The organism is Antarcticimicrobium sediminis (assembly GCF_004348975.1).
Taxonomy (GTDB): Bacteria; Pseudomonadota; Alphaproteobacteria; order Rhodobacterales; family Rhodobacteraceae; genus Antarcticimicrobium; species Antarcticimicrobium sediminis.
Genome location: NZ_SMFP01000008.1, coordinates 205,208 through 226,047, shown reverse-complemented (window position 1 = coordinate 226,047; position 20,840 = coordinate 205,208). Strand labels below are relative to the sequence as shown.

General features: G+C 61.5%; 15 protein-coding genes and 2 pseudogenes. 5 read left to right on the top strand and 12 right to left on the bottom strand.

What is annotated here, in order from left to right; translation table 11 throughout:
* Positions 1-119 precede the first annotated feature (119 nt).
* The 3 genes and pseudogenes from E1B25_RS13745 to E1B25_RS13735 all read right to left on the bottom strand — a co-directional run.
* Positions 120-548 (bottom strand): annotated as a pseudogene (locus tag E1B25_RS13745) (ATP-binding protein); the annotation flags it as partial.
* Positions 538-2,291 (bottom strand): annotated as a pseudogene (gene istA / locus E1B25_RS13740) (IS21 family transposase). The pseudogenes istA and E1B25_RS13745, both read right to left, overlap by 11 nt.
* A gap of 383 nt (positions 2,292-2,674) precedes the next feature.
* Positions 2,675-3,466 (bottom strand): phosphodiesterase, encoded by a 792-nt coding sequence (locus E1B25_RS13735; protein ID WP_132830089.1) that lies wholly within the window; start codon positions 3,464-3,466, stop codon positions 2,675-2,677.
* 323 nt (positions 3,467-3,789) lie between these two features.
* Here E1B25_RS13735 and E1B25_RS13730 point away from each other — a divergent pair, with 323 nt between their 5' ends.
* From E1B25_RS13730 to E1B25_RS13710, 5 genes are all read left to right on the top strand, one after another.
* Positions 3,790-5,094 carry an ABC transporter substrate-binding protein gene (locus E1B25_RS13730; RefSeq protein ID WP_132830088.1) on the top strand — a complete coding sequence of 435 codons (1,305 nt, stop codon included), beginning with the start codon at positions 3,790-3,792 and terminating at the stop codon, positions 5,092-5,094.
* A gap of 67 nt (positions 5,095-5,161) precedes the next feature.
* The gene (locus E1B25_RS13725; RefSeq protein ID WP_132830087.1) at positions 5,162-6,064 is read left to right on the top strand and encodes a carbohydrate ABC transporter permease; all 903 of its coding nucleotides are present in this window, start codon (positions 5,162-5,164) and stop codon (positions 6,062-6,064) included.
* Positions 6,064-6,936, top strand: a complete 873-nt coding sequence (locus tag E1B25_RS13720) for a carbohydrate ABC transporter permease (RefSeq protein ID WP_132830086.1) — start codon at positions 6,064-6,066, stop codon at positions 6,934-6,936. Before E1B25_RS13725 ends, E1B25_RS13720 begins: the two co-directional genes overlap by 1 nt.
* A 22-nt stretch (positions 6,937-6,958) precedes the next feature.
* Positions 6,959-8,020 carry an ABC transporter ATP-binding protein gene (locus E1B25_RS13715; RefSeq protein WP_132830085.1) on the top strand — a complete coding sequence of 354 codons (1,062 nt, stop codon included), beginning with the start codon at positions 6,959-6,961 and terminating at the stop codon, positions 8,018-8,020.
* 23 nt (positions 8,021-8,043) lie between these two features.
* The gene (locus E1B25_RS13710) at positions 8,044-8,817 is read left to right on the top strand and encodes a DeoR/GlpR family DNA-binding transcription regulator (protein ID WP_132830084.1); all 774 of its coding nucleotides are present in this window, start codon (positions 8,044-8,046) and stop codon (positions 8,815-8,817) included.
* A 165-nt stretch (positions 8,818-8,982) separates the two neighbouring features.
* On the opposite strand, the gene E1B25_RS13705 is transcribed toward E1B25_RS13710, so the two are convergent.
* The 9 genes from E1B25_RS13705 to mutM all read right to left on the bottom strand — a co-directional run bounded on the left by E1B25_RS13705 (position 8,983) and on the right by mutM (position 20,819).
* On the bottom strand, positions 8,983-10,419 hold the full coding sequence (locus E1B25_RS13705; protein WP_132830083.1) for a DUF6880 family protein: 1,437 nt from the start codon (positions 10,417-10,419) through the stop codon (positions 8,983-8,985).
* 579 nt (positions 10,420-10,998) lie between these two features.
* Positions 10,999-13,416 (bottom strand): DNA topoisomerase (ATP-hydrolyzing) subunit B, encoded by a 2,418-nt coding sequence (gene gyrB / locus E1B25_RS13700; protein WP_132830082.1) that lies wholly within the window; start codon positions 13,414-13,416, stop codon positions 10,999-11,001.
* A 77-nt stretch (positions 13,417-13,493) separates the two neighbouring features.
* Positions 13,494-14,114 carry a LysE family translocator gene (locus E1B25_RS13695; RefSeq protein ID WP_132830081.1) on the bottom strand — a complete coding sequence of 207 codons (621 nt, stop codon included), beginning with the start codon at positions 14,112-14,114 and terminating at the stop codon, positions 13,494-13,496.
* The gene (gene recF, locus E1B25_RS13690; protein WP_132830080.1) at positions 14,111-15,211 is read right to left on the bottom strand and encodes a DNA replication/repair protein RecF; all 1,101 of its coding nucleotides are present in this window, start codon (positions 15,209-15,211) and stop codon (positions 14,111-14,113) included. Before recF ends, E1B25_RS13695 begins: the two co-directional genes overlap by 4 nt.
* Before the next feature lie 58 nt (positions 15,212-15,269).
* Positions 15,270-16,388: a DNA polymerase III subunit beta gene (dnaN, locus tag E1B25_RS13685; protein ID WP_132830079.1), complete on the bottom strand. Its 1,119-nt coding sequence runs from the start codon at positions 16,386-16,388 to the stop codon at positions 15,270-15,272.
* Positions 16,389-16,594: 206 nt separating this feature from the next.
* Entirely contained in the window at positions 16,595-18,043 is a 1,449-nt protein-coding gene (dnaA, locus tag E1B25_RS13680; protein WP_132830078.1) for a chromosomal replication initiator protein DnaA, read from the bottom strand.
* A gap of 532 nt (positions 18,044-18,575) precedes the next feature.
* Entirely contained in the window at positions 18,576-18,839 is a 264-nt protein-coding gene (gene rpsT / locus E1B25_RS13675) for a 30S ribosomal protein S20 (protein ID WP_132830077.1), read from the bottom strand.
* Positions 18,840-19,124: 285 nt separating this feature from the next.
* Positions 19,125-19,901: an enoyl-CoA hydratase gene (locus E1B25_RS13670; protein ID WP_132830076.1), complete on the bottom strand. Its 777-nt coding sequence runs from the start codon at positions 19,899-19,901 to the stop codon at positions 19,125-19,127.
* Positions 19,902-19,967: 66 nt separating this feature from the next.
* Complete coding sequence (gene mutM, locus E1B25_RS13665) at positions 19,968-20,819, bottom strand: bifunctional DNA-formamidopyrimidine glycosylase/DNA-(apurinic or apyrimidinic site) lyase (RefSeq protein WP_132830075.1); 852 nt, start codon at positions 20,817-20,819, stop codon at positions 19,968-19,970.
* Positions 20,820-20,840 lie beyond the last annotated feature (21 nt).

Genomic DNA, 20,840 nt, shown 5'->3' with positions numbered 1-20,840 from the left:
ACCAACATCCCACACTGTGCTCCCCGATAGCCTCGGGGGCATTATCCACATCAGTGTAAGGGGGTCATTTTTGGACGCCGATCACCCCGCTACGGGGTCAATTTTGCATGCCTGTTCACAACCTTGCGGCGATGATGTTCGACGGCCAGCACACCAAGGGCTGTCGCGACATGAGTTTTGCCGGTGCCGGGGCCCCCGATCAGCACGACGTTCTGGGCACCGTCCATGAACTCGCAGCGGTGTAGCTGCCTAACGGTGGCCTCGTTGATCTCACTGGCCGTAAAGTCGAAGCCAGAGAGGTCTTTGTAGGCCGGGAAGCGTGCGGCCTTCATGTGGTAGGCAATGGAGCGCACCTCCCGTTCTGCGACCTCAGCCTTTAGCAACTGGGCGAGCATCGGCACAGCGGCATCAAAGGCCGGCGCGCCTTGCTCCATGAGGTTCGGTGACGGGTCACGCCAGAGGCGTGCCTTCGGCACGACCGCCATGCCGTGCATCTGCAAACTGCGCAGCATGATGATGATGGCACCGCTGGCGGGATCATGACGCATGGCGGCCTCCGACGGTCCGGGCCCGCAGGCCATCATAGCGTTCGACATTGGCTTCTGGTTCGCGCTGAAGGATCAGTGCCTGTGGCGTATCCCCTCTCATGCATGCAAACATTCCACTGCCGGGCAGTGGATGTCCGGTCCACCGATCGTCTTTCCGTCGATCAGACGGTGCAGAAGGTTCAGCACATGGGTCTTGGTCGCGCCCCCCTCGGCCAGGGCCATTTCCACGGCGACCAGCACAGCCTGTTCGTCGTGATGCAGGACCAGCGCCAGGATATCGACCATTCACTGCCCGGCAGGGCATTGCGAAGCAATGTCCCGAGAGGGTCCCGATCGCCGCCAAGACGGCGCAACATGATGTCTTGCAGCTGTTTGAAGGCCGGAGGGAATTCGGCAAAGGGCGCTCCGTTACGCAATGCACCCGGCTTGCGCTGGAGGACGGCCAGGTAATGGCGCCAATCGTAGATTGTCTGCGGTGGGAGGTGATGGCTGCGCTGGATCACTCGCGCATGCTCGCACAGGATCTGACCCTCGGCGGCCACCACCAGCTTGTCCGGATAAACGCGGAGACTGACGGGGCGGTTCGCAAATGACGCCGGAACGCTGTAGCGGTTGCGCTCGAAGCTGATCAGGCAGGTCGGCGACACCCTCTTGCTATGCTCGACAAAGCCATCGAAGGCGGGGGGCAGCGGCATCAGAGCGACCCGCTCAGCAGCCCAGACGTCAGCAACGCTCCCGGGCAATGCTGCGTGCGGGATCTCGCTCCACAATGCGACACAGCGCTGTTCCAGCCAGTCGTTCAGGGCCGCGAAATCGGGGAAGTCCGGCATGGGCTGCCACAGACGTCGTACCGGAGGCACGCTTTTAGCGTGATGTCGGGAATCCTGCACATTCTTCTCGATCTGACCGCCGCCATTGTCGCTCGGACCAATGGCGCAACAATGGCTTGCCCCAGCCGGCGGCCGGATTGCAAAACGCTGGCTCGAACACGTAGTGGTTGGCCATCGCAAGGAAACGCATGTTGACCTGTCGCACCTTACCGCGACCCACGCGGTCAACTGCGGTGCGCGTTCGGCTTGGCCTCGGACCCATGGCGGCCCAGCCTCACTGTCGTAAATCCCGCGCTCGGGGATACCGCCGAAGACTCGGAACCCGTGCCAATGGGCATCGAACAGCATCCATTGACCGGCAGTGCATTTCCGCAGGAAATGTCACGAGAGGGACGTGGGTTTGCAGCAGATACGCCCGGACCAGAAAGGCCCGGCTGTGCGACAGCTTGATGTGGGCGACTTGTAGCTTTGTGCGCTCACCGCCCAGAACGGCAAAATCCTCGCTCCAGTCGAACTGGAAGGCTTCCCCCGGGCGAAACGACAGGGGCACAAAGGTGCCGCGTCCTGTCGTCTGCTGTTCTCTCTGCCGCTCGATGTGCCAGTCACGCGCAAAAGCCGCGACCCGGCCGTAGGACCCGGTAAATCCGAGAACCACCAGATCGGCATGCAATTGCTTCAGCGTGCGCCGCTGCTTGCGCGACTTGCCGGCCTCCGTCTTCAGCCACCCGGTCAGCTTGGCGGCGAACGGATCGAGCTTGCTATGGCGCTCCGGTGTCGTGAACTGCGGCTCGATCGTGCCCGCATTCAGATATTTTGTAATGGTATTGCGCGACAAACCAGTGCGCCGCGCAATCTCGCGGAGAGGCAACTTCTCTCGTAAAGCCATATGTCTGATGATGTTCAAAAGTCCCATGTGTATCACTCCAATGTCCCCCGCTGCGCATGGCGCTGGGGGAAGGGTCACATGGGTCAATTCTCAATGGAAATTTTACCGCTACCTGGGTCACTTCCGCATGGAAATCTACACTTAGGGCATTCGTAGTATCAGCGTGCTGCAAAATACAGAAATGGCAGCTTTGAGGCACACGTTTCGTCGGCTCCTAAGGTCAGCTGCGGGCCGTTCGTGTACTTCGACACGTCCGGCGGCTTCCGGTCATTCGCTGCGGCCAACACGAACGTCAGCGATGCGCAGGGGAGCGGGCTTTGCAAGGTTCGGGTCGTTGAGCATGGTAGAAGGGACGCGACCGACCCACAGTCGCCGCTTGTTGCGTCGATTTTTGCTGCAATGCAGCAATTTCAATCCATATCCTGCGCCGCCGCTTCGACCGAGACGACATGGCTGACAAGTGGCTCTCCGGGGCGCGCGATATGCATCATGTATTGCGCAGGCTCATCGGAGAAGGCGAATGGCACGTCAGCGCGCAGGTCGAACGCAATCTGATGCGAGGCGGAGGGGGCCACGCGAACCGGAGCACCGCCGCACGCCCCCTGAATGGCCCGGTGCATATGGCCGCAGAGGATTCCCTGAACCCTGCCGTGATGTGAGACGAGTTGGGCGAATGCTTCTCTCCCGGCAAGAAAGCCCATCGAATCCATATCCTGCAAGCCGGTGGTCAGGGGCGGGTGATGCATGAAGATCACCACATCCTGGTCCTTGCAGCGCCGCAGCGCCGCCTCCAGCCATGACAACCGGTCGGCGCAAAGCTCTCCATGCGGGGCCCCCTCAACCAAGGTATCAAGGCCGATCACGGCAAGATCGAACCGCGTATCGCAAAGGCACAGGTGCCCGCTGTCCGTTTTGTTCAGCATGTCCGGCAATGCCGCGAACATCGGCGCCCGCGCGTCATGATTGCCGGGCACGGCAAGCACGGGAATGCGGAGACGACGCAACCCCTCCCCGACATGATCATATTCTTCTCCTGTCGCATCCTCGCCCAGATCGCCGGAAAACAGGATCAGATCGGGACGCACCGGCTGGCGCGCAAGGCTTGCAACAAGACGATCAAAGGCCGCGCCAGTGTCAAACCGCCCGGCGAGCTTGCGACCGCCAGACAGAACGTGGGAATCACTGATTTGCGCAATCAACATCTTTGGGCCTCCTGATGGAATGCGAGGTTTCGCCTCGCCTCCTGCTCTGGATAGCTGAAACCTGCCGAGAAATTTGTGAACTTTTTACGTCAAATCCACTCCCGCCGTCGGTTTGTGTGATTTTTCGGAAGCCATAACCACAAAAATACCAGCCATCGCCTTGGATGCCCCACCTCAAGCGTTCGGCAGAGACAGCGCCAAACCTTCATATTTTTGTGATTTACCAAAGATATGAGGAAAAATGTGGTTTGGGCGCCGCTGCATGACTGGGGTCCAAACATACGGAACGCCCTAGCGAATCCACATTTGGAAGATGTAAGAATATGAAATCCACAAAATCCAACCTGACGCGTCGGCGACTGCTGGCCTCTGGTCTGGCCGCCCCCTTCGTCAGCATGATGCCGGGCGTCCTGACCCCGGCCCGCGCAAACGAAACCGTAAAGCTTCAGTTCATGTACCCGGTGGGGGTGTCTGGTGACATCAACACCATTATTTCGGGCATGATCTCGGACTTCAACGCGACCCATGACGGGATCGAGGTCGAGGCGATCTACGCCGGCTCCTACGACAATACCGAGCAAAAGGTGATCACCGCACTTGGTGTCGGCGAACCGCCCGCCCTGTGGCTTCCGATCAACTCTTCGCTTCAGACCTTTCTGGGGCTCGACGCGCTCGAGGACATCACAGAACAGGCCAAATCCGATGACATCTATGACGACTTCATCGGTGGCTTCCTGAACACCGCCGTCTCTGATGATCGCCTTTACGGGTTGTCCTATCAGCCCTCGACCCCGGTGCTGTACTACAACAAGGATGCCTTTGGGGCCCTTGGTATCGCCAAGGCGCCGGAAACCTGGGACGAGCTGTTTGAAACCGCCAAAGCGCTAACCATCCGGGATGGCGACGAGCTGAAACGCTGGGGGCTGACCATCGGCGGCGGCTGGCATGACTGGATGTTCGAGGGCTATTGCCGCCAAAACGGTCTGGTGCCGTGGGAAAAAGACAAGGTGCTGTGGGATCGCCCCGAAGCGATCGAGGCGCTGAGCTTTTGGAAAACCATGGTGGATGCGGGCTGCATGGCGCCGGCCTCGACCTGGCAAGGGTCTGCCAACGACTTCATGGCGGGGTCCACCGCGATGCTGTACCACTCGACCGGCTCGCTGACCAACCTGCGCAAATCTTCGCCTTTTGAAGTCGGTGTCGCCTTCATGCCGAAGAAAAAGCAATGGGGCGCGTCCCAAGGTGGCGGCCCCATCATGATCGCCAAGAAGCAGTCGGACGCCAAGAAAGAGGCCGCATGGACCTTTGCGCGCTGGATGACCAACACCGAGAACCAAGCCGCATGGAGCCGGGCGACCGGCTATCTCGCCGTTCGCAAATCCTCGTGGGAACAACCCGAGATGCAGCAGTATCTCGCCGAGGTTCCACAGGCCGAGGTCGCGATGAAACAGGCGCAATATTCCGGTGCCTTCCTTCAGGTTCCGGCCTATTCCCGCGCCCGCGACTCGCTGAAAAGCGCGATTGACCGGACGTTGGCGGGCGAAATCGCCCCCGCAGCCGCGCTCACCGATGCCACGGCCGAGGTGAACCGCGAGATCACCCGCGTTCTGCGCCGCCAGAAGGGCTGAACACACCTTCTCCTGAGGGACGCGGGTTTTTGCCCGCGTCCTTTTCCGTTTTCACGAGGATCCCCTCATGTCCCATGCTTTCGCCCGCGCGCGCCGAAACGAGATGCTGCTGGCCTATGCGCTGCTGCTTCCATCGCTCGTCTTTCTTGCCATCTTCACCTATTGGCCGATCCTTCGCTCGGTCTGGTTCAGCCTGCATGATGTGCTTCTGGGCGATCCCGACATCTACTGGCTCGGGGCCGAAAACTACCTACGACTGCTCGAGGATCGGCTGTTCTGGAAGGTGCTTGGCAATACCGCCTTCTATACATTGACGACGATCCCGCTTTCGATTGCCGCCGCCTTGTTGTTGGCCGTCGCGCTGGACAGCAAGCTGCGCGGCATGGCGATCTATCGCTCGGCGTTTTTCTATCCGGTCATGATCCCCTCGGTTGCCGCGGGCATGCTCTGGGTGTTCCTCTACGCCCCGGGCTACGGGCCGATCAATGAGGCGCTGACAAGCTTGGGCCTGCCGCGGCTGGATTGGCTTTACGACAGCAAATGGGCCTTGCCCGCCATCGTGATCATGAGCATCTGGAAATACTCGGGCTATTTCATGCTGATCCTGTTGGCGGCACTGAAACTCGTGCCCTCGGATCTGTACGAGGCGGCGCGCCTTGACGGCGTCAGCGCCCGGCATCGGTTGCTGCACATTACCATTCCGCTGATCTCGCCCACGCTCTATTTCGTCATCATCATCGGCACGCTGCACAGCTACCAGATCTTTGACTACGTCTATGTGATGACTCAGGGCGGCCCGGCCGACAGCACGAACGTGCTGACCTATTATATCTACCAGAACGGCTTTCAGTATCAGGACATCGGCTATGCTTCGGCGCTGGCCAATGCGCTGCTGGTCTTTGTTCTGGGCCTGATCGGCCTCGTCGCGGTGACATTGGGCCGCAAGGTCCACTATCTCGGAGAACGCTGATGAGCGACGTGACCCAAGCAAAGCTTTCAACATCGCGCAGACGGGCCCACTGGCAGCGGCACCTGCGGGCGAATTGGCTGCATCTGATCATGGCGCCGCTGGCACTGCTCTGGCTCAGCCCGTTGGTCTGGATTCTCGTGACCTCGCTCAAGACAAACGTCGAGGTGTTCGATCAGGCGGCAGGGTTCTGGCCGCAAAGCCTGAATTTCTCGAACTACCCCAGCACCCTGTCGGTTGCGCCGTTCGGAACCTATCTGGTCAACTCCGTGATCGTCACAAGTTCGATCCTGACCGGCCAGATGATCACGATCACCTTGGCGGCCTATGCCTTTGCGCGGCTGACGTTTCCGGGCAAAAACCTTCTGTTCACGCTGTTCCTGCTGCAGGTGATGTTCCCGATCTATGCGATCTTTCTGACCAACTTCATCACCCTGCGGGAAATGGGGCTGGTGAACACGATCCTGGCCATGATCGTGCCTTTCATCGCCTCGGGTTATGGCACCTTCATGCTGAGACAGAGCTTTCGCCAAGTGCCGTCCGAGCTTTCGGACGCAGCCCGGCTGGACGGCTGCAACCATCTGGAAATCCTGTGGCACGTTTTCCTGCCGCTGGTGAAACCGACGCTGATTGCCTTTGGCATCATCTCGGTCGTGACCCACTGGAACGATTACATGTGGCCGCTGCTGGTGACGAATTCCGAAGGCATCCGCACCCTCCCCATCGGCTTGGGGCTTTTGGCCAAGGCCGACAGCGGGGCCGACTGGCCGCGTTTGATGGCGGGCACGACCATCGTCGTTTCGCCGCTGCTGCTGCTCTTCGTGATCTTCCAGCGCCGCTTCATCGACAGCTTCATGCATACCGGCGTCAAGTGACGCCCGATACCGGAGACCCAAAATGGCGACTGTTCAACTGAACAACATTTGCAAATCCTATGGCGAGCGCAAAACCGTGCATGACATCAACCTGACCATCGAGGACCGCGAGTTCATGGTCATGGTCGGCCCCTCGGGCTGCGGCAAATCCACCACGCTGCGCATGATCGCGGGGCTGGAGGAGATCACCGGCGGCCAGCTTCTGATCGACGGGCAAGATGTCACCGACGCCCAGCCCCAGAAGCGCGACATCGCGATGGTGTTCCAAAGCTATGCGCTTTACCCGCATATGACCGCCTATCGGAACATGGCGTTCGGCCTGATGAAGACCACTCGGCTGTCAAAGGCCGAGATCGACACCCGCATCCGCGATGCGGCCGAGATCCTGCGCATTGGCGACCTGCTGGATCGCCGGCCAAAGGAATTGTCGGGTGGCGAGCGCCAACGCGTCGCCATCGGGCGTGCATTGGTGCGTCAACCCAAGGTCTTTCTGTTCGACGAACCGCTGTCGAACCTGGACGCAAAGCTGCGCAACCGGATGCGCGCCGAGTTGAAGCGGCTTCATCAGGAGTTGGGGCTGACGGTGATCTACGTCACCCATGACCAGATCGAAGCGATGACGCTGGGCACCCGCGTGGCCATGATGTCAAACGGGAAACTGCAACAGGTCGGGGCCCCGATGGACATCTATATGAAGCCCGCCAATACCTTTGTTGCCACCTTCATCGGCAGCCCGGAAATGGCGCTGATTCCGTGCCGGGCCGCAAACGGCAAGGTCGGGCATGCCAGCTTCATGGGTGAATTGGCTCTGGGCCTCAACCTCCCGCCGGATGTGCTGATCGGCCTGCGCCCTGAAGAGGTAACCCTCTCGAGCGATGGCATGGCCCGCGCACGGGTCGAGCGGACCGAACTGATCGGTGCCGAAGCCTTGGTCGAGGTCGCCCTTGGCGCGGATCGGATGGTTGTCAAAAGCCCTGTTTTGGGCGCCCCCTCTGTCGGGGACGAGGTTGGGTTGAATTTCGACCTTGATCGACTGAGGCTCTTCGATACCGGCAGCGGTCAGGCTATCGTGAACTGGGCCTGACCCGGGCCGGACAAGGAGGAGACATGGCACGCACTCGCAGAAAGGAACAGATCCTTGCGCGGCTCACGACGCAGGGAAGGGCGACGATCTCTTTCTTGGCTGAAGAATTCGAAGTTTCGGACGAGACCATCCGGCGTGATCTGAAGGCCCTCTCGTTAGAGGGGCTGGTTGAGAAATTTCACGGCGGTGTCCGCCTGCCCATGCCGCGCGCCGAGGCGCCCTTTGACCGGCGCTTGTCGGAAAATTCCGCCGCCAAGGCCGCCATTGCGGCGCGTACCGCCCGCCACATCCGGGAAGGGGCAACGCTGCTGTTGGACAATTCGACAACCGCCTGTTTCCTCGCAAGGGAGTTGGCCCGGCGCGAACCGATGACGATCCTGACCATTTCGCTGGAAATCGCGCAAATCCTGAATTCCGGCGCCAGCCCGCATCGCATCATCCTGCCGGGCGGAGAGTTGCGCAAAGCCGACCGGACCCTGACCGGGGCGGGCACGATCAGCTATCTCTCAAGCTTCTCACCCAGCTATTTCGTCATGTCCGTCGTGGCGGGGGCGTCTGGCGGATGTCAGGATTTCGATCTCTTCGAGGTCGAGTTCAAACGCGCCATGATCGCGCGCGCGGATGAAACAATCCTGATGATGGATTCCAGCAAGTTCAGCAAATCTGGCCTGATTCATGTTTGTGACTGGTCAGAGGTCGATGTTCTGGTCACCGATGGCGCACCGCCAGAGATTGCCGAGCAAATCGACCACTGCCATTTGTTGCTGGCCCCAACGCTGAACGGAAACATCGCATGAACGAATTGCTACGGCTTTGATGCGCGAATCGGGTTTTGAGCGAAAGCCGCTTTCCGCCCCACGCGCCGGCGCAGCACCCGATGCTGCGCACCGCGCGAATGTCCACCAAGGGCTGCGGAGCTGGCATTAGACACATTTTCGATGAGCGGCCGGCCTGGGCCGGACCTACGATTCGACCAAGCGCCAGAACCCGTATTTTCGCCCGTGGGCTTGCTTGAGCCTCTCAAGGAACTGCGCGTGGGTGGGGTGGTCGCCATACTCCTCGATGGCGGCATCGCAGGACCGACACTCGGCAAGATGGCGCGCTGCGTGGCGGTAGCGCTTGGACTTTGCGCCGTTCAAGGTGTCCAGCACCATGGCGCGGCGCATCAGCGTGGCGGCGAGCGGATGCTCGGCCTCGAGCGCGTCTGCCGCGCTGGTGAGGGTGTGATAGGAATCCCCGTTCAGCTCATCGGCCCGGGTCCCCACGACCCGCGCTGCGCGGTCGTGAGCGGACCAGTTCACCAGGAAACTGATCGCCGCCCCCAGGTGCGGATAGGCCTCCGCAAAGTCCAGGGCGGCCTCTTCCGCCTCGATGTCTTCGAAATCTGGAAGCAGTTTTAGGTACTTTCGGAGACAGGGTGCGCTGAGGGTCTGCTCGAAGGTGCTCCGCAGATGCGCCATCAACTCTTCCGTCTTGTCCTGCTTTTCGAGGCATTCCTCATAGACCGCGTCGAGATCATAGCGGAACATCCGGATTGACTTACCGTCCTCGGCGGCGCGGGCTCGGGTGACGATGTCGAACGCCTCGTGAACGCGCCCTGCATCCAGCAACCTGCGCGCGACGTCCGGGGCGATGGTGCCATAGGTCAGCTGTTCCTCGGAATAGCGGGCCATGTAGGCATCGACATCCCCCTGGCCGTCCGCCACATCCGCAAGGATGATCGACCGCGTCACCTGCTTGTTGCGCCGCACGCTGTCCTCGGGAGAAGACCTGAGGCCGTAGCCCCGGTATTGCTCGAGGTCGTGCTCGGTCGGCGGGGCCTCCGCCCAAGCTTGCGTGATCTGCTTGAGATGCTCCAGCCCCTCTTGCCCCAGCGCCTCGGCCGTCGCTGGGATGATCCCGTCGAACTCTCCGTAGCCGGCATCTGCGACAGCGTCGAGAACACGTTCCGCCAGGGCGGCGGGGTCCTGGGAAACGGCGGGCGATAGTTTCGCGATCAACTCCACCGCGTCGCTCAAGACAGCACCAACCGCGCCGTTGCTGTCATCGGTGCGTTCGTGGATCGAGGGGGCCAGTTGCAGGAACGACCAGAGCAGTTCGAAGGCCTCATCCGCGTCATGGGGGGCGATGGTGTTTTCGATCATGCCCAAGAGCCCTGCGAGATCCTTGACCAGCGCCTTTTGCTTGCGCCAATCGACGAAGCTGGTCGCACGGCGCAGCGAGGCGAAGCGTTTGCGGAGATCGGCAGCCACCTCCTTGGGCCCCTGGGCGGCGCTGAGCTCCATCCTCGCGCGGCGCTGAAGGGCCGCGCTCCCCTGGACCAGGTCCATGACCAGCGCGGCGAGTGTCTTCGCGCCGAGCTTTTCAAGGTTGGCCTGGTTCAGGGTTTTCTTTGACATAGTAAGGCGCCGGAATTCGTTGCGGTGGGATCCGCGGACAATGTCGCACTGGTCGTGCCGCAGCAAGCCCCGATGGCGGGGTGCTGGAGGCCGCCCGAGAAAACCGGATGGCGGCTCTGGGTCGGCTGCGCCAGTTGGCTTGGCTCGGCCACCCCGACACTAAACCGGATTCTGACGATAACGACCGGAAAACGACACACTGGATATGGTCGTAGGCGTCCATTGCTGATGTTTGAGTTTATCCGATTTTACAGCGCCATCGGGAACAACGTCCCGGCGGCACTGATGAAATCAGCAGGCGCATCCAGCCCGTCGGCATGATCGAGGCGCGGAAAATCCGGCCCTGACCGAGATCACGCCGGGTAGCACATCAGGCTGGCTACTCCAGTTCGACCCTTACCAACGAGACTCGCTCTCCCGATCCAATGACCGTCAGCATCCTCCACGGCAGGCTTACCCCTGACAGCGGCTATTGCTGCTCGGTCCGAAGATACTGCCCGATCTCCAACCCGCAAACCTTTGGGCAATTCGCGCAAACTTATGGGGACCGCGCATGATTACACGCGATCCTACAAAACCTTAGAAATCCAGATTTTCCACGTTCAGCGCATTTTGCTGGATGAACTCGCGGCGCGGTTCCACCACGTCGCCCATCAGCTTGGTAAAGATGTCGTCGGCCTCGGCCATATCATCGACCTTGACCTGCAACAGCGTGCGCGCATCCGGGTCCAGCGTGGTTTCCCACAGCTGCTCGGGGTTCATCTCACCCAAGCCTTTGTAGCGCTGCAGCGTCAGCCCCTTTTCGCCCTCGTCCAGGATCGCCTTCAACAGGCCCAGCGGGCCGTAGATGACCTGCGAGCGGTCCTTGCGCACCAATTGCGCGGCGCTGCCATAGATCTCTTGCAGCGACTGGGTCAGGGTGCCGGTGCGGCGCGCCTCGCCCGAGCGCAGCATCTTGCCATCAAGCGTGCGCACCTCTTCGACCCCGCGCAGGATACGTGCCAGACGCACACCCTTGTCCTGGGTGATCCGGCCTTGCCAGCCGCGCTCATATTCCAGCGCGATCAGATCAAGCCGCGCCGCCACCCGATCCGCCACGCCCTGCAGGTCGCTATCCACCGCGCCGGGCACAAAGGCCCCGGCGATCGCCGCCTGTTCCAGAATGTGACGCGGATAGTGTGTCGGGAATACATCGATCACCCGGCGCAACTGGCGCGCCTCTTCCACCACGCGTTTGAGATCATGGCCCACGATCTCTTCGCCGTTGCCCAGACGCAGGACCGCGCCGTCGATCCCCATCTCGATCAGGTATTCGTCCAGCGCCGCCTGATCCTTGAGATAGACCTCGGACTTGCCGCGCGCGACTTTGTACAAAGGCGGCTGCGCAATGTACAAAAATCCGCCTTCGATCAGCTCCGGCATCTGCCGGAAGAAAAAGGTCAGCAGCAGCGTCCGGATATGCGCACCGTCGACGTCGGCGTCGGTCATGATGACAATCTTGTGGTAGCGCAGCTTGGCAATGTTGAACTCGTCGCGCCCAATGCCGGTGCCCAGCGCCATCACCAGGTTACCGATTTCCTGGCTCGACAGCATCTTGTCAAACCGCGCCCGCTCCACGTTCAGGATCTTGCCCCGCAGCGGCAGGATCGCCTGGGTACGCCGGTCGCGTCCGGTCTGCGCCGAGCCGCCGGCGCTGTCCCCTTCGACGAGGAACACTTCGGTCTTGGACGGATCCTTTTCGGAGCAATCCTTGAGCTTGCCCGCAAGGAAGTTCACATCCATTGCCGTCTTGCGCCGGGTCAGATCGCGCGCCTTGCGCGCCGCCTCGCGCGCCACCGCCGCCTCGACGATCTTGCCGACGATCACCTTGGCTTCGTTCGGATGCTCGCCCAGCCATTCCGACAGCTTTTCGCTCACCAGGTTTTCCACCGCCGGGCGCACTTCGGAGCTGACCAGCTTGTCCTTGGTCTGGCTAGAGAATTTCGGATCCGGCACCTTGACCGACAACACACAGGTCAGCCCCTCGCGGGCATCATCACCGGTAAAGTTGATCTTTTCCCGTTTGGCGATGCCGCTTTCCTGCGCGTATTTGGTCAGCGTCCGGGTCAGCGCACCACGAAAGCCCGCCATATGGCTGCCACCGTCGCGTTGCGGAATGTTGTTGGTAAAGGGCAGAACATTCTCGTGATAGCTGTCGTTCCACCACATCGCGACTTCGATCCCGATATCGTCCCGCTCCCCGATGACATAGATCGGATCTGCCATGATCGACGACTTGGATCGGTCGAGGTATTTGACGAATTCCTTGACCCCACCCTCATAGAACAGCTCGCTTTTCAGCGGTTCCGCCGGGCGCTCGTCCTCAAGCAGGATCCGCACACCGGAATTCAGAAACGCCAGTTCGCGCAGGCGTTTTTCCAGCGTCTCAAAGGAATACTCGAGATTGGAAAACGTCTCGGTCGAGGCGAGAAAGCGCACCTCGGTCCCGGTACGATCACCGCAATCGCCCACGACCCTCAGATGCTCGGTGCATTCGCCATGCTCAAAGCGCGCGAAATGCTCCTTGCCCTTGCGCCAGACGCGCAGTTCCAGCCAGACCGACAGCGCGTTCACCACCGACACGCCAACCCCGTGCAGACCGCCCGACACCTTGTAGGAATTGCTGTCGAACTTGCCGCCCGCGTGCAGCTGGGTCATGATCACCTCGGCCGCCGAGACCCCCTCTTCGCGGTGGATATCCACCGGGATGCCGCGGCCGTTGTCGGACACCGAAACGCTGGAATCGGCGTGGATCTTGACCGACACATGGTCGGCGTGACCCGCCAATGCCTCGTCAATCCCGTTGTCGACAACCTCATAGACCATATGGTGCAGACCCGAGCCATCGTCGGTATCACCGATATACATGCCGGGGCGCTTGCGGACAGCATCCAACCCCTTGAGAACCTTGATGGATTCGGCGCCATATTCGGCTGGCGCCTGATTGCCTTCGGCCATCGGGAAGTTCCTTTATATTTTTGTCATTTTATACGATTTCTGGGGGGGAATGTCACGTCCCAGCCCCATATTTTGTGTCAGGCGAAGGGCAGGATCAGACCCACGAAAATCATCAGCCCGCCAGCGGCCAGATTAAGCCGACGCAGCGCCGCCGGGGCGGCGAGAACCCGCCGCATCCGGTCCACGACAAGGGCAAAGCAAAGGTTGCCCACGAACGGCACCACAGCCGACAGACTGACGATCGCTGCGATGTCCGCACCGGTGACACGGCCCAGATCGAAAAAGCCAGGCAGCACGCCCATATAGAACAGGATCGCCTTGGGGTTCCCCAAAATCGCGGCGACCCCCGCCAGAAATCCGGCCCAGCGCCCCGGACGGGTCAATCGCCGGTCTGCCGCGATCACCGCATCGGCGCGGCGGATCGTGGACCATCCCATATACAGAAATACCGCGCAGGCCAGCCAGCGCATCACGGTCAGAACGCCGTCATACTCCGTCACCACCCAGCTGACCCCGAGGATGGCAACGAACGGCCAGACCATATCGCCCGCCGCCACGCCAACGGCCAGCGGCCAGGCCGAGGCGAAGCCGCCGGAAATCGCCCGTGCCATCACCGCCAGCCAGACCGGCCCCGGTGTCAGGAACAGGACGAATAGCGCGCCCGCATAAAGCAGCAGATCAACCGGCGAGAGGGTCATCGCGCGATGACCTCCGAAACGCCGTCCCGTTCACTCACCTCAAGATGTTGCGCCCGCTCACCCAGGTCGGCAAACATCTCGGGGCCCGTCCCGGTCATCCAGGCCTGGGTGCCCAGCGCGCAGATCTCATCGAACAGCGCCGCACGGCGTCCGGCGTCCAGATGCGCCGCCACCTCGTCCAGCAGCAGGATCGGCGCAGAGCCGTCACGAGCCGCCAGCGCGCGTGCATTGGCAAGGATCAGCGAGATCAGCAGCGCCTTTTGTTCCCCGGTCGAGCACGCCTTGGCCGGCACACCCTTGGCAGCATAGACCGCCTGTAGATCGGCGCGGTGCGGCCCGACCAGCGTTCGCCCCGCGCTCAGATCGCGCGGGCGGCTCTCGGCCAGTGCTGCGCGCAGCTCTGCCTGTGTCTGCGCCATCTCGCCCTCGGCCTGCATCAGGGTCAGGTCTGCGGTGGGAAAGGCGGTCTCGGCCCCGGCCTGCGCCGCGATCAGATTGCTCAAGGCTGCCCGCCGCGCCTGATCGATTCGGTGCCCGGCCTCGGCCATCTGCCCTTCTAGCGCCGCATACCAATGGGCGTCCCGCACCTGGTCCTTCAGCAGCCGGTTGCGTTCCCGCATCGCCTTTTCGTAGATGAGCGAGGCCTCTGCATGGGCGGGGTCAAAGCTCATCACCATCCGGTCGAGAAACCGCCGCCTGCCATCCGCCCCTTCAGTCCACAGCCGGTCCATCGCCGGGATCAGCCAGACCACCTGTGAGAGGCGCCCCAGATCAAGCTGCGTCGCCGATTTGCCGTCGATCCGCACCTGCCGCGCCGCACCGCTCTCGGACCAGGTTTCAACCTCATGCGTTCGATCCCCCGCGCGCATGTGCCCGGTCAGTTTCCAGCCCAGACTTTCGGGGCGGCGTGCCATCTCTTCCGCGCTGGCCCGGCGCAGACCACGCCCGGGCGAGAACAGAGAAACCGCCTCAAGGATATTGGTCTTGCCGGCACCGTTGAGCCCGTAAATGGCAACCGGCCGCCCGTCGCCCGCGATGCGCGCGTGCCGGTGCGACCGGAAATGCGACAGGGTCAGTTCGATCAGGGCCAGGGACATGGCGGCCCCTTTTTCTCGTTCAGGACTAACACCGCAGGGCGGTGCCCGGCAGCGCGGGTCAGACGCGCATCGGCATGACCACATAGACCGCGCTCAGGTCGTTGCCTTCACGCATCAGGGTCGGATCACCGGACGAATTAAACATGAAGACCGCGTTCTCGCGATCCACCTGACTGGCGATCTCCAGCAGGTATTTCGCGTTGAACCCGATTTCCAGCCGCTCGTCGTTATAGGCGACGGCCAGCTCTTCTTCGGCGGCACCGCTATCTGGGGCGTTGACCGACAGGATCAGCCGATCTTCCTCAAGCTGCAGCTTCACCGCGCGCGAGCGTTCCGAACTGACCGTGGCAACGCGATCAACCGCCCGTGCGAAATCGGCGGCGTCCACTTCCATCCGGCGGGTGTTGTTCTGCGGAATCACGCGGGAATAGTCGGGGAATGTGCCGTCAATCACCTTGGAGGTCAGGGTGATTTCGGGGGTGGCAAACCGCACCTTGGTTTCGCTTACCGATACCGCGATTTGCATCTCGTCGTCGTCCAGTAGCTTGCGAAGCTCGCCCACGGTCTTGCGCGGCACGATCACGCCGGGCATGTCTTCGGCGCCCGCCGGCAGATCGGCGTCGATCCGGGCCAGGCGATGACCATCGGTGGCCACACAGCGCAGCACCTTGCCGCCCTCGCCGTCGGCCACATGCATATAGACCCCGTTGAGGTAATAACGGGTCTCTTCGGTCGAGATGGCAAATTTCGATTTGTCGAACAGCCGACGCAGCATCGCAGCGGGGGCCGCAAAGTTCGACTGATATTCCGACGAGGCCATGACCGGGAAATCTTCCTTGGGCAGCGTCGCAAGCGAAAAGTTCGAGCGCCCGGCCTCGACCGTCAGCCGCCCTGCGGCACTGTCGGCGGTCAGCGTCACCAACGCCCCATCGGGGAGTTTGCGGACGATTTCGTGCAATGTGGTGGCCGAAACCGTGGTCGCGCCTGCGCGTTCGACCTGGGCGGCGGCCTTGTCCACCACCTCCACATCCAGATCGGTGGCGCGGAACTGAACCTGATCGCCCTCTGCCTCGATCAGCACGTTGGCAAGGATCGGAATCGTGTTGCGACGCTCCACCACGGACTGGGCCTGAGCCACTGCCTTCAGGAGTGCACCACGTTCGATGCTGATCTTCATGTCCCTAACCCTCCGCAACTGCCGGGAAGGGCACACTAGCTGTTTGCCCCTGCTGCACAAGTTTTTTATGGATTTTTCTGCCGGAATGCGCGGGACGTCAAGGCCCCAAGGGCCGCTCAGTCAGCATCCGAACGCAAACGTCACCCCTTTGCCCGGCATTCCGGCGCGGCCCTGCGCACCGGATCTGCTCTGGCTGCCACGCCGCCTCACGCTTCAAGCGCGCGGCGCAGCATCTCCACATCCTCGGCGATCTGTCCGTCGGTCACCTTCAGCTCTTCAATGCGGCGCACCCCATGCATGACCGTGGTGTGGTCGCGCCCGCCAAAACGGCGCCCGATTTCGGGCAGCGAGCGGCTGGTAAGCTGCTTGCACAGGTACATCGCCACCTGACGTGGCCGGGCATAGGAGCGCACCCGCTTGGGCCCGATAATATCGCTGAAGCGGATATTGTAGTAATCCGAAACCCGGCGCTGAATCTCCTCGATGGAAATCTTGCGCTCGGAGGCCCGCAGAACATCGGCCAGACAATCCTGCGTCAGCTCCATGTCGATTTCGCGCCCGACAAGCGAGGCGAAGGCGAACAGACGGGTCAGCGCCCCTTCCAGCACGCGCACGTTGGTGCTGATCCGGTGGGCAAGAAATTCCAGCACCCCGTCGGCGATCTGCAGATCGGGATAGGTGTGGCGATACTGCTGCTGCTTGCTTTGCAGAATGCCCAGTCGCAGCTCGTAATCGGTGGGGTGAAGATCCACCACCAAGCCGCATTGCAGGCGCGATCTCACGCGATCCTCAAGATCCTTGATTTCGCCCGGGGCGCGGTCGGCAGAGATGATAATCTGCTTGTTCTGGTCCACCAACGCATTGAAGGTATGAAAGAATTCCTCTTGTGTGGAATCCTTGCCAGCGATGAACTGCACGTCATCGACCATCAGCACATCGACCGAGCGGAACAGGTGCTTGAAATCCATCATCTTGCGTTCGCGCAGCGCCTGCACAAAGCGGTACATGAACTGTTCGGCAGAGAGGTAGAGCACGTTCAATTCAGGCCGTCTGGCGCGCAATTCCCAAGCGATGGCGTGCATCAGGTGGGTTTTACCCAGACCGACGCCGCCATACAGCACCAGCGGATTGAAGGTGACCGGGCCGCCTTCGCTGACGCGGCGCGCGGCGGCATGGGCCAGCTCGTTCGGCTTGCCGACGACGAAGGCATCAAAGGTGAACCGCGCATCCAGCGGCGCCGCCTGAAGCGCCTCGGTCAGGCCATTCGCATCGTCACTGGCGGGAGCCGAAGCCGAACCGGTCCGACCCTGAGCAGAACTCGTCGTGCCGGCAGGGACCTTGGCAGCGGTCTTGGTCGCGGTCTTGGCTGTGGCATTGACGGCGACCGGCTTGCGCGCCGGGCGCGTGCCGGAATTTGCAGCAACCCGAAAGGTCACCCGCTGCACCGTTTCGCCCGAGGAGCTCAGCTCGTACAGAATCAGGTCAGAAAAGTTCTGGTTGACGTAATTTCCCACGAAGGTCGTCGGCACGTTGAATACCGCGACTCCATCCTGAAGCTCGGCGAATTCCAGCGGCTCGATCCAAGTCTTGAAATTGTTCTGTCCAACCGTCTTCAGAAGACGTTGTCTGAGCTGTCCCCATTTGTCTTGCGTCATCCAGCGTCATGTCCCGTGTCCGCGGCCTTACGGCCTGTTCCTTTTCATTGACCGGGTTTCCCCGGCGAGATTCACACACAAGACCATCGTGCGCCTGTCGCCCATCCGACAGGCGCCACCCCAAACGGGGCAGCATCGCAGCGCAATAAAAACCAGAACCAACTTACCATAAGACGGGCTACCGCCTCAGCGCCGCTATGCACTCTTTGTCATGACAGGGCCGCGCAGCAAAAAGCTGTCACACAGCAGTCCGTCAGGAATGGTTCCCCATTCCCCCGGAAATGCTCCGAAACGTCCCGATCCCATCGGTCCGATCCGAAAGCCGCCTGTCCCCCCAAGCGAGTGAATCGCATGGGTAGAGATAGCAAGAGGCGGCGCCGAGCGGCAATGAAACTCTGATGTTGACTCGGAGTTTCCTGACAAAGAATCTCTCGCACCTGCGGAAAGACTCAGCCCCTTGCCAGAACGCGAAAAGGCGTTGCGAACCGCAACGCCTTAACAGCAAACAATTTTAGGTTGTTGGTCGCTCGCTTCAGCCCAGCGCTTTAACGCGGGACGACAGGCGGGATATTTTCCGGGCAGCGGTGTTCTTGTGGAACACGCCTTTGGTAACGCCGCGCATCAATTCGGGCTGAGCCGCGCGCAGGGCGGATTGTGCGGCATCTTTGTCACCCGAGGCGATCGCCTCTTCGACAGCGCGCAGATAGGTGCGAATCCGCGACCGGCGTGCCTTGTTGATGGCAAAGCGATTCTCGTTCTGGCGGGCGCGTTTCTTGGCTTGGGGCGAATTTGCCATTTGGGTCTGACCTCTTTCGGATTCGGTTTATGTCGAAAAGCGCACAGCCGGACCCAGCCCCGACATCCCCCAAATCTTGCCGGGGATGTGATTCTGGCCTGAGCGGGCCGCACGCGCATGTATAGCGGCGCTCACTATCCAAGTTGGCGGGCTTTGCCAACCGGAAAATGCGCGCCGGGGCCATTGCACCAAAGGGCGCGCCATTTCGGCACGCCCTTTGTCGTTGTCGCATTACACGCGCCGCCCTGCGCCCCGACAGGACACAGGCCGGCGCCGGGCGCGACCTTATTTGTCGCGGAACTGTGGCTGCCGTTTTTCGAGGAAGGCACCCATGCCTTCCTTTTGGTCCTCGGTGGCGAACATCGAGTGGAACACGCGACGCTCGAACAACAGCCCTTCGGAGAGGGTCAGCTCATAACTGCGGTTCACCGCCTCTTTCGCGGCCAGTGTCGAAGGCCGGGATTTCTCGGCGATCTTCTGCGCCGCGCCCATCGCCTCTTCCAGCAGTTTCTTGGCTGGAACGACGCGACTCACCAGACCGGCGCGCTCGGCCTCTTCGGCATCCATGAAACGCCCGGTCAGGTTCATGTCCATCGCCTTGGACTTGCCCACCGCACGGGTCAGACGCTGGGTACCGCCCATACCGGCGATCACACCCAGATTGATTTCGGGCTGGCCGAACTTGGCGGTCTCGGCGGCGATGATGAAATCGCAGGCCATCGCCACTTCGCAGCCGCCGCCCAGTGCATAGCCCGCGACGGCGGCGATGATCGGCTTGCGGGTGCCCGCCAGGCAGTCAATCGCGCCGGCGAACAGGTTTTCGCTAAAGACGTCGACAAAGCTTTTCTCCGACATCTCCTTGATGTCGGCACCGGCGGCAAACGCCTTTTCCGAGCCGGTAATGACGATGCAGCGCACCTTGTCGTTGGCGTCCGCCTCTTCCAGCGCGGTGCACAGCTCTCCCAAGAGCTGGTTGTTCAGGGCGTTCAAAGCCTCGGGGCGGTTCAGCTTAATTAGGGCGACGTGGTCGTCCACTTCGACGTTGATCGTCTCGAAGGCCATGGGCATTCCGCTTTCGCTAGTTGCTGTCAGGTGCGATTCCTTACCATGCGCGCGCGCCGGTTCAAGCTATCTTTGGCAGGTCGGGCAATAGAAGGTCGACCGCCCGGCCTGCACCTTGCGGTGGATCGTCGCGGTGCATCCCGGGGTTCGACACGGGTCCCCCTCGCGCCCGTAGACGTCAAAGGAGTGCTGAAAATACCCAAGCTCTCCATCAGCTTGGCGGAAATCCTTGAGCGATGACCCGCCCGCCGCAATCGCCCGTTCCAGCACGTTTCGGATCGCCGGAACCAGTGTTGCGACGCGCGGCGCGGCAATCTGGCCCGCCTTGCGCAAGGGCGATATTTTGCTGTGAAACAAGGCCTCGCAGACATAGATATTGCCCAGACCGGCAATGATTCCCTGATCCAAGAGCGCGGATTTCACCGGCGTGTTCTTTCCCCGCAAGGCGGCGACCAGATAGGCCTCGTCGAATTCATTGCCCAGCGGCTCTGGCCCCAGGGCGCTGAGCAACTTATGCGCCTCGGCCCCGGTCGTGGGCATCAGATCCATCGCCCCGAACCGGCGTGGGTCATTGAAGGTAACGCGCGCACCGTTGCCCATGTGAAAGATGACGTGATCGTGTTTCTGGCGCGCCGGGTGGTCATGCACGAACCGGCCCAAGGGATCGCCTGACACCGTCATCCGCCCCGACATGCCCAGATGGATCAGCAGCGTTTCCCCACTGTCGAGATCGCAAAGCAGGTATTTCGCCCGCCGCCGAAGCTGCAGCACCCGGCACCCGGTCAGCCGCTCGGCCATCCGGTCCGGGAACGGCCAGCGCAAATCGGGGCGGTTGACCTCGGCCTTGGCGATCACCTGCCCCTCCATCGCGGGGGCCAGCCCGCGACGGACTGTCTCAACCTCGGGCAATTCGGGCATCTTGGCGCTCCTCAATCACCG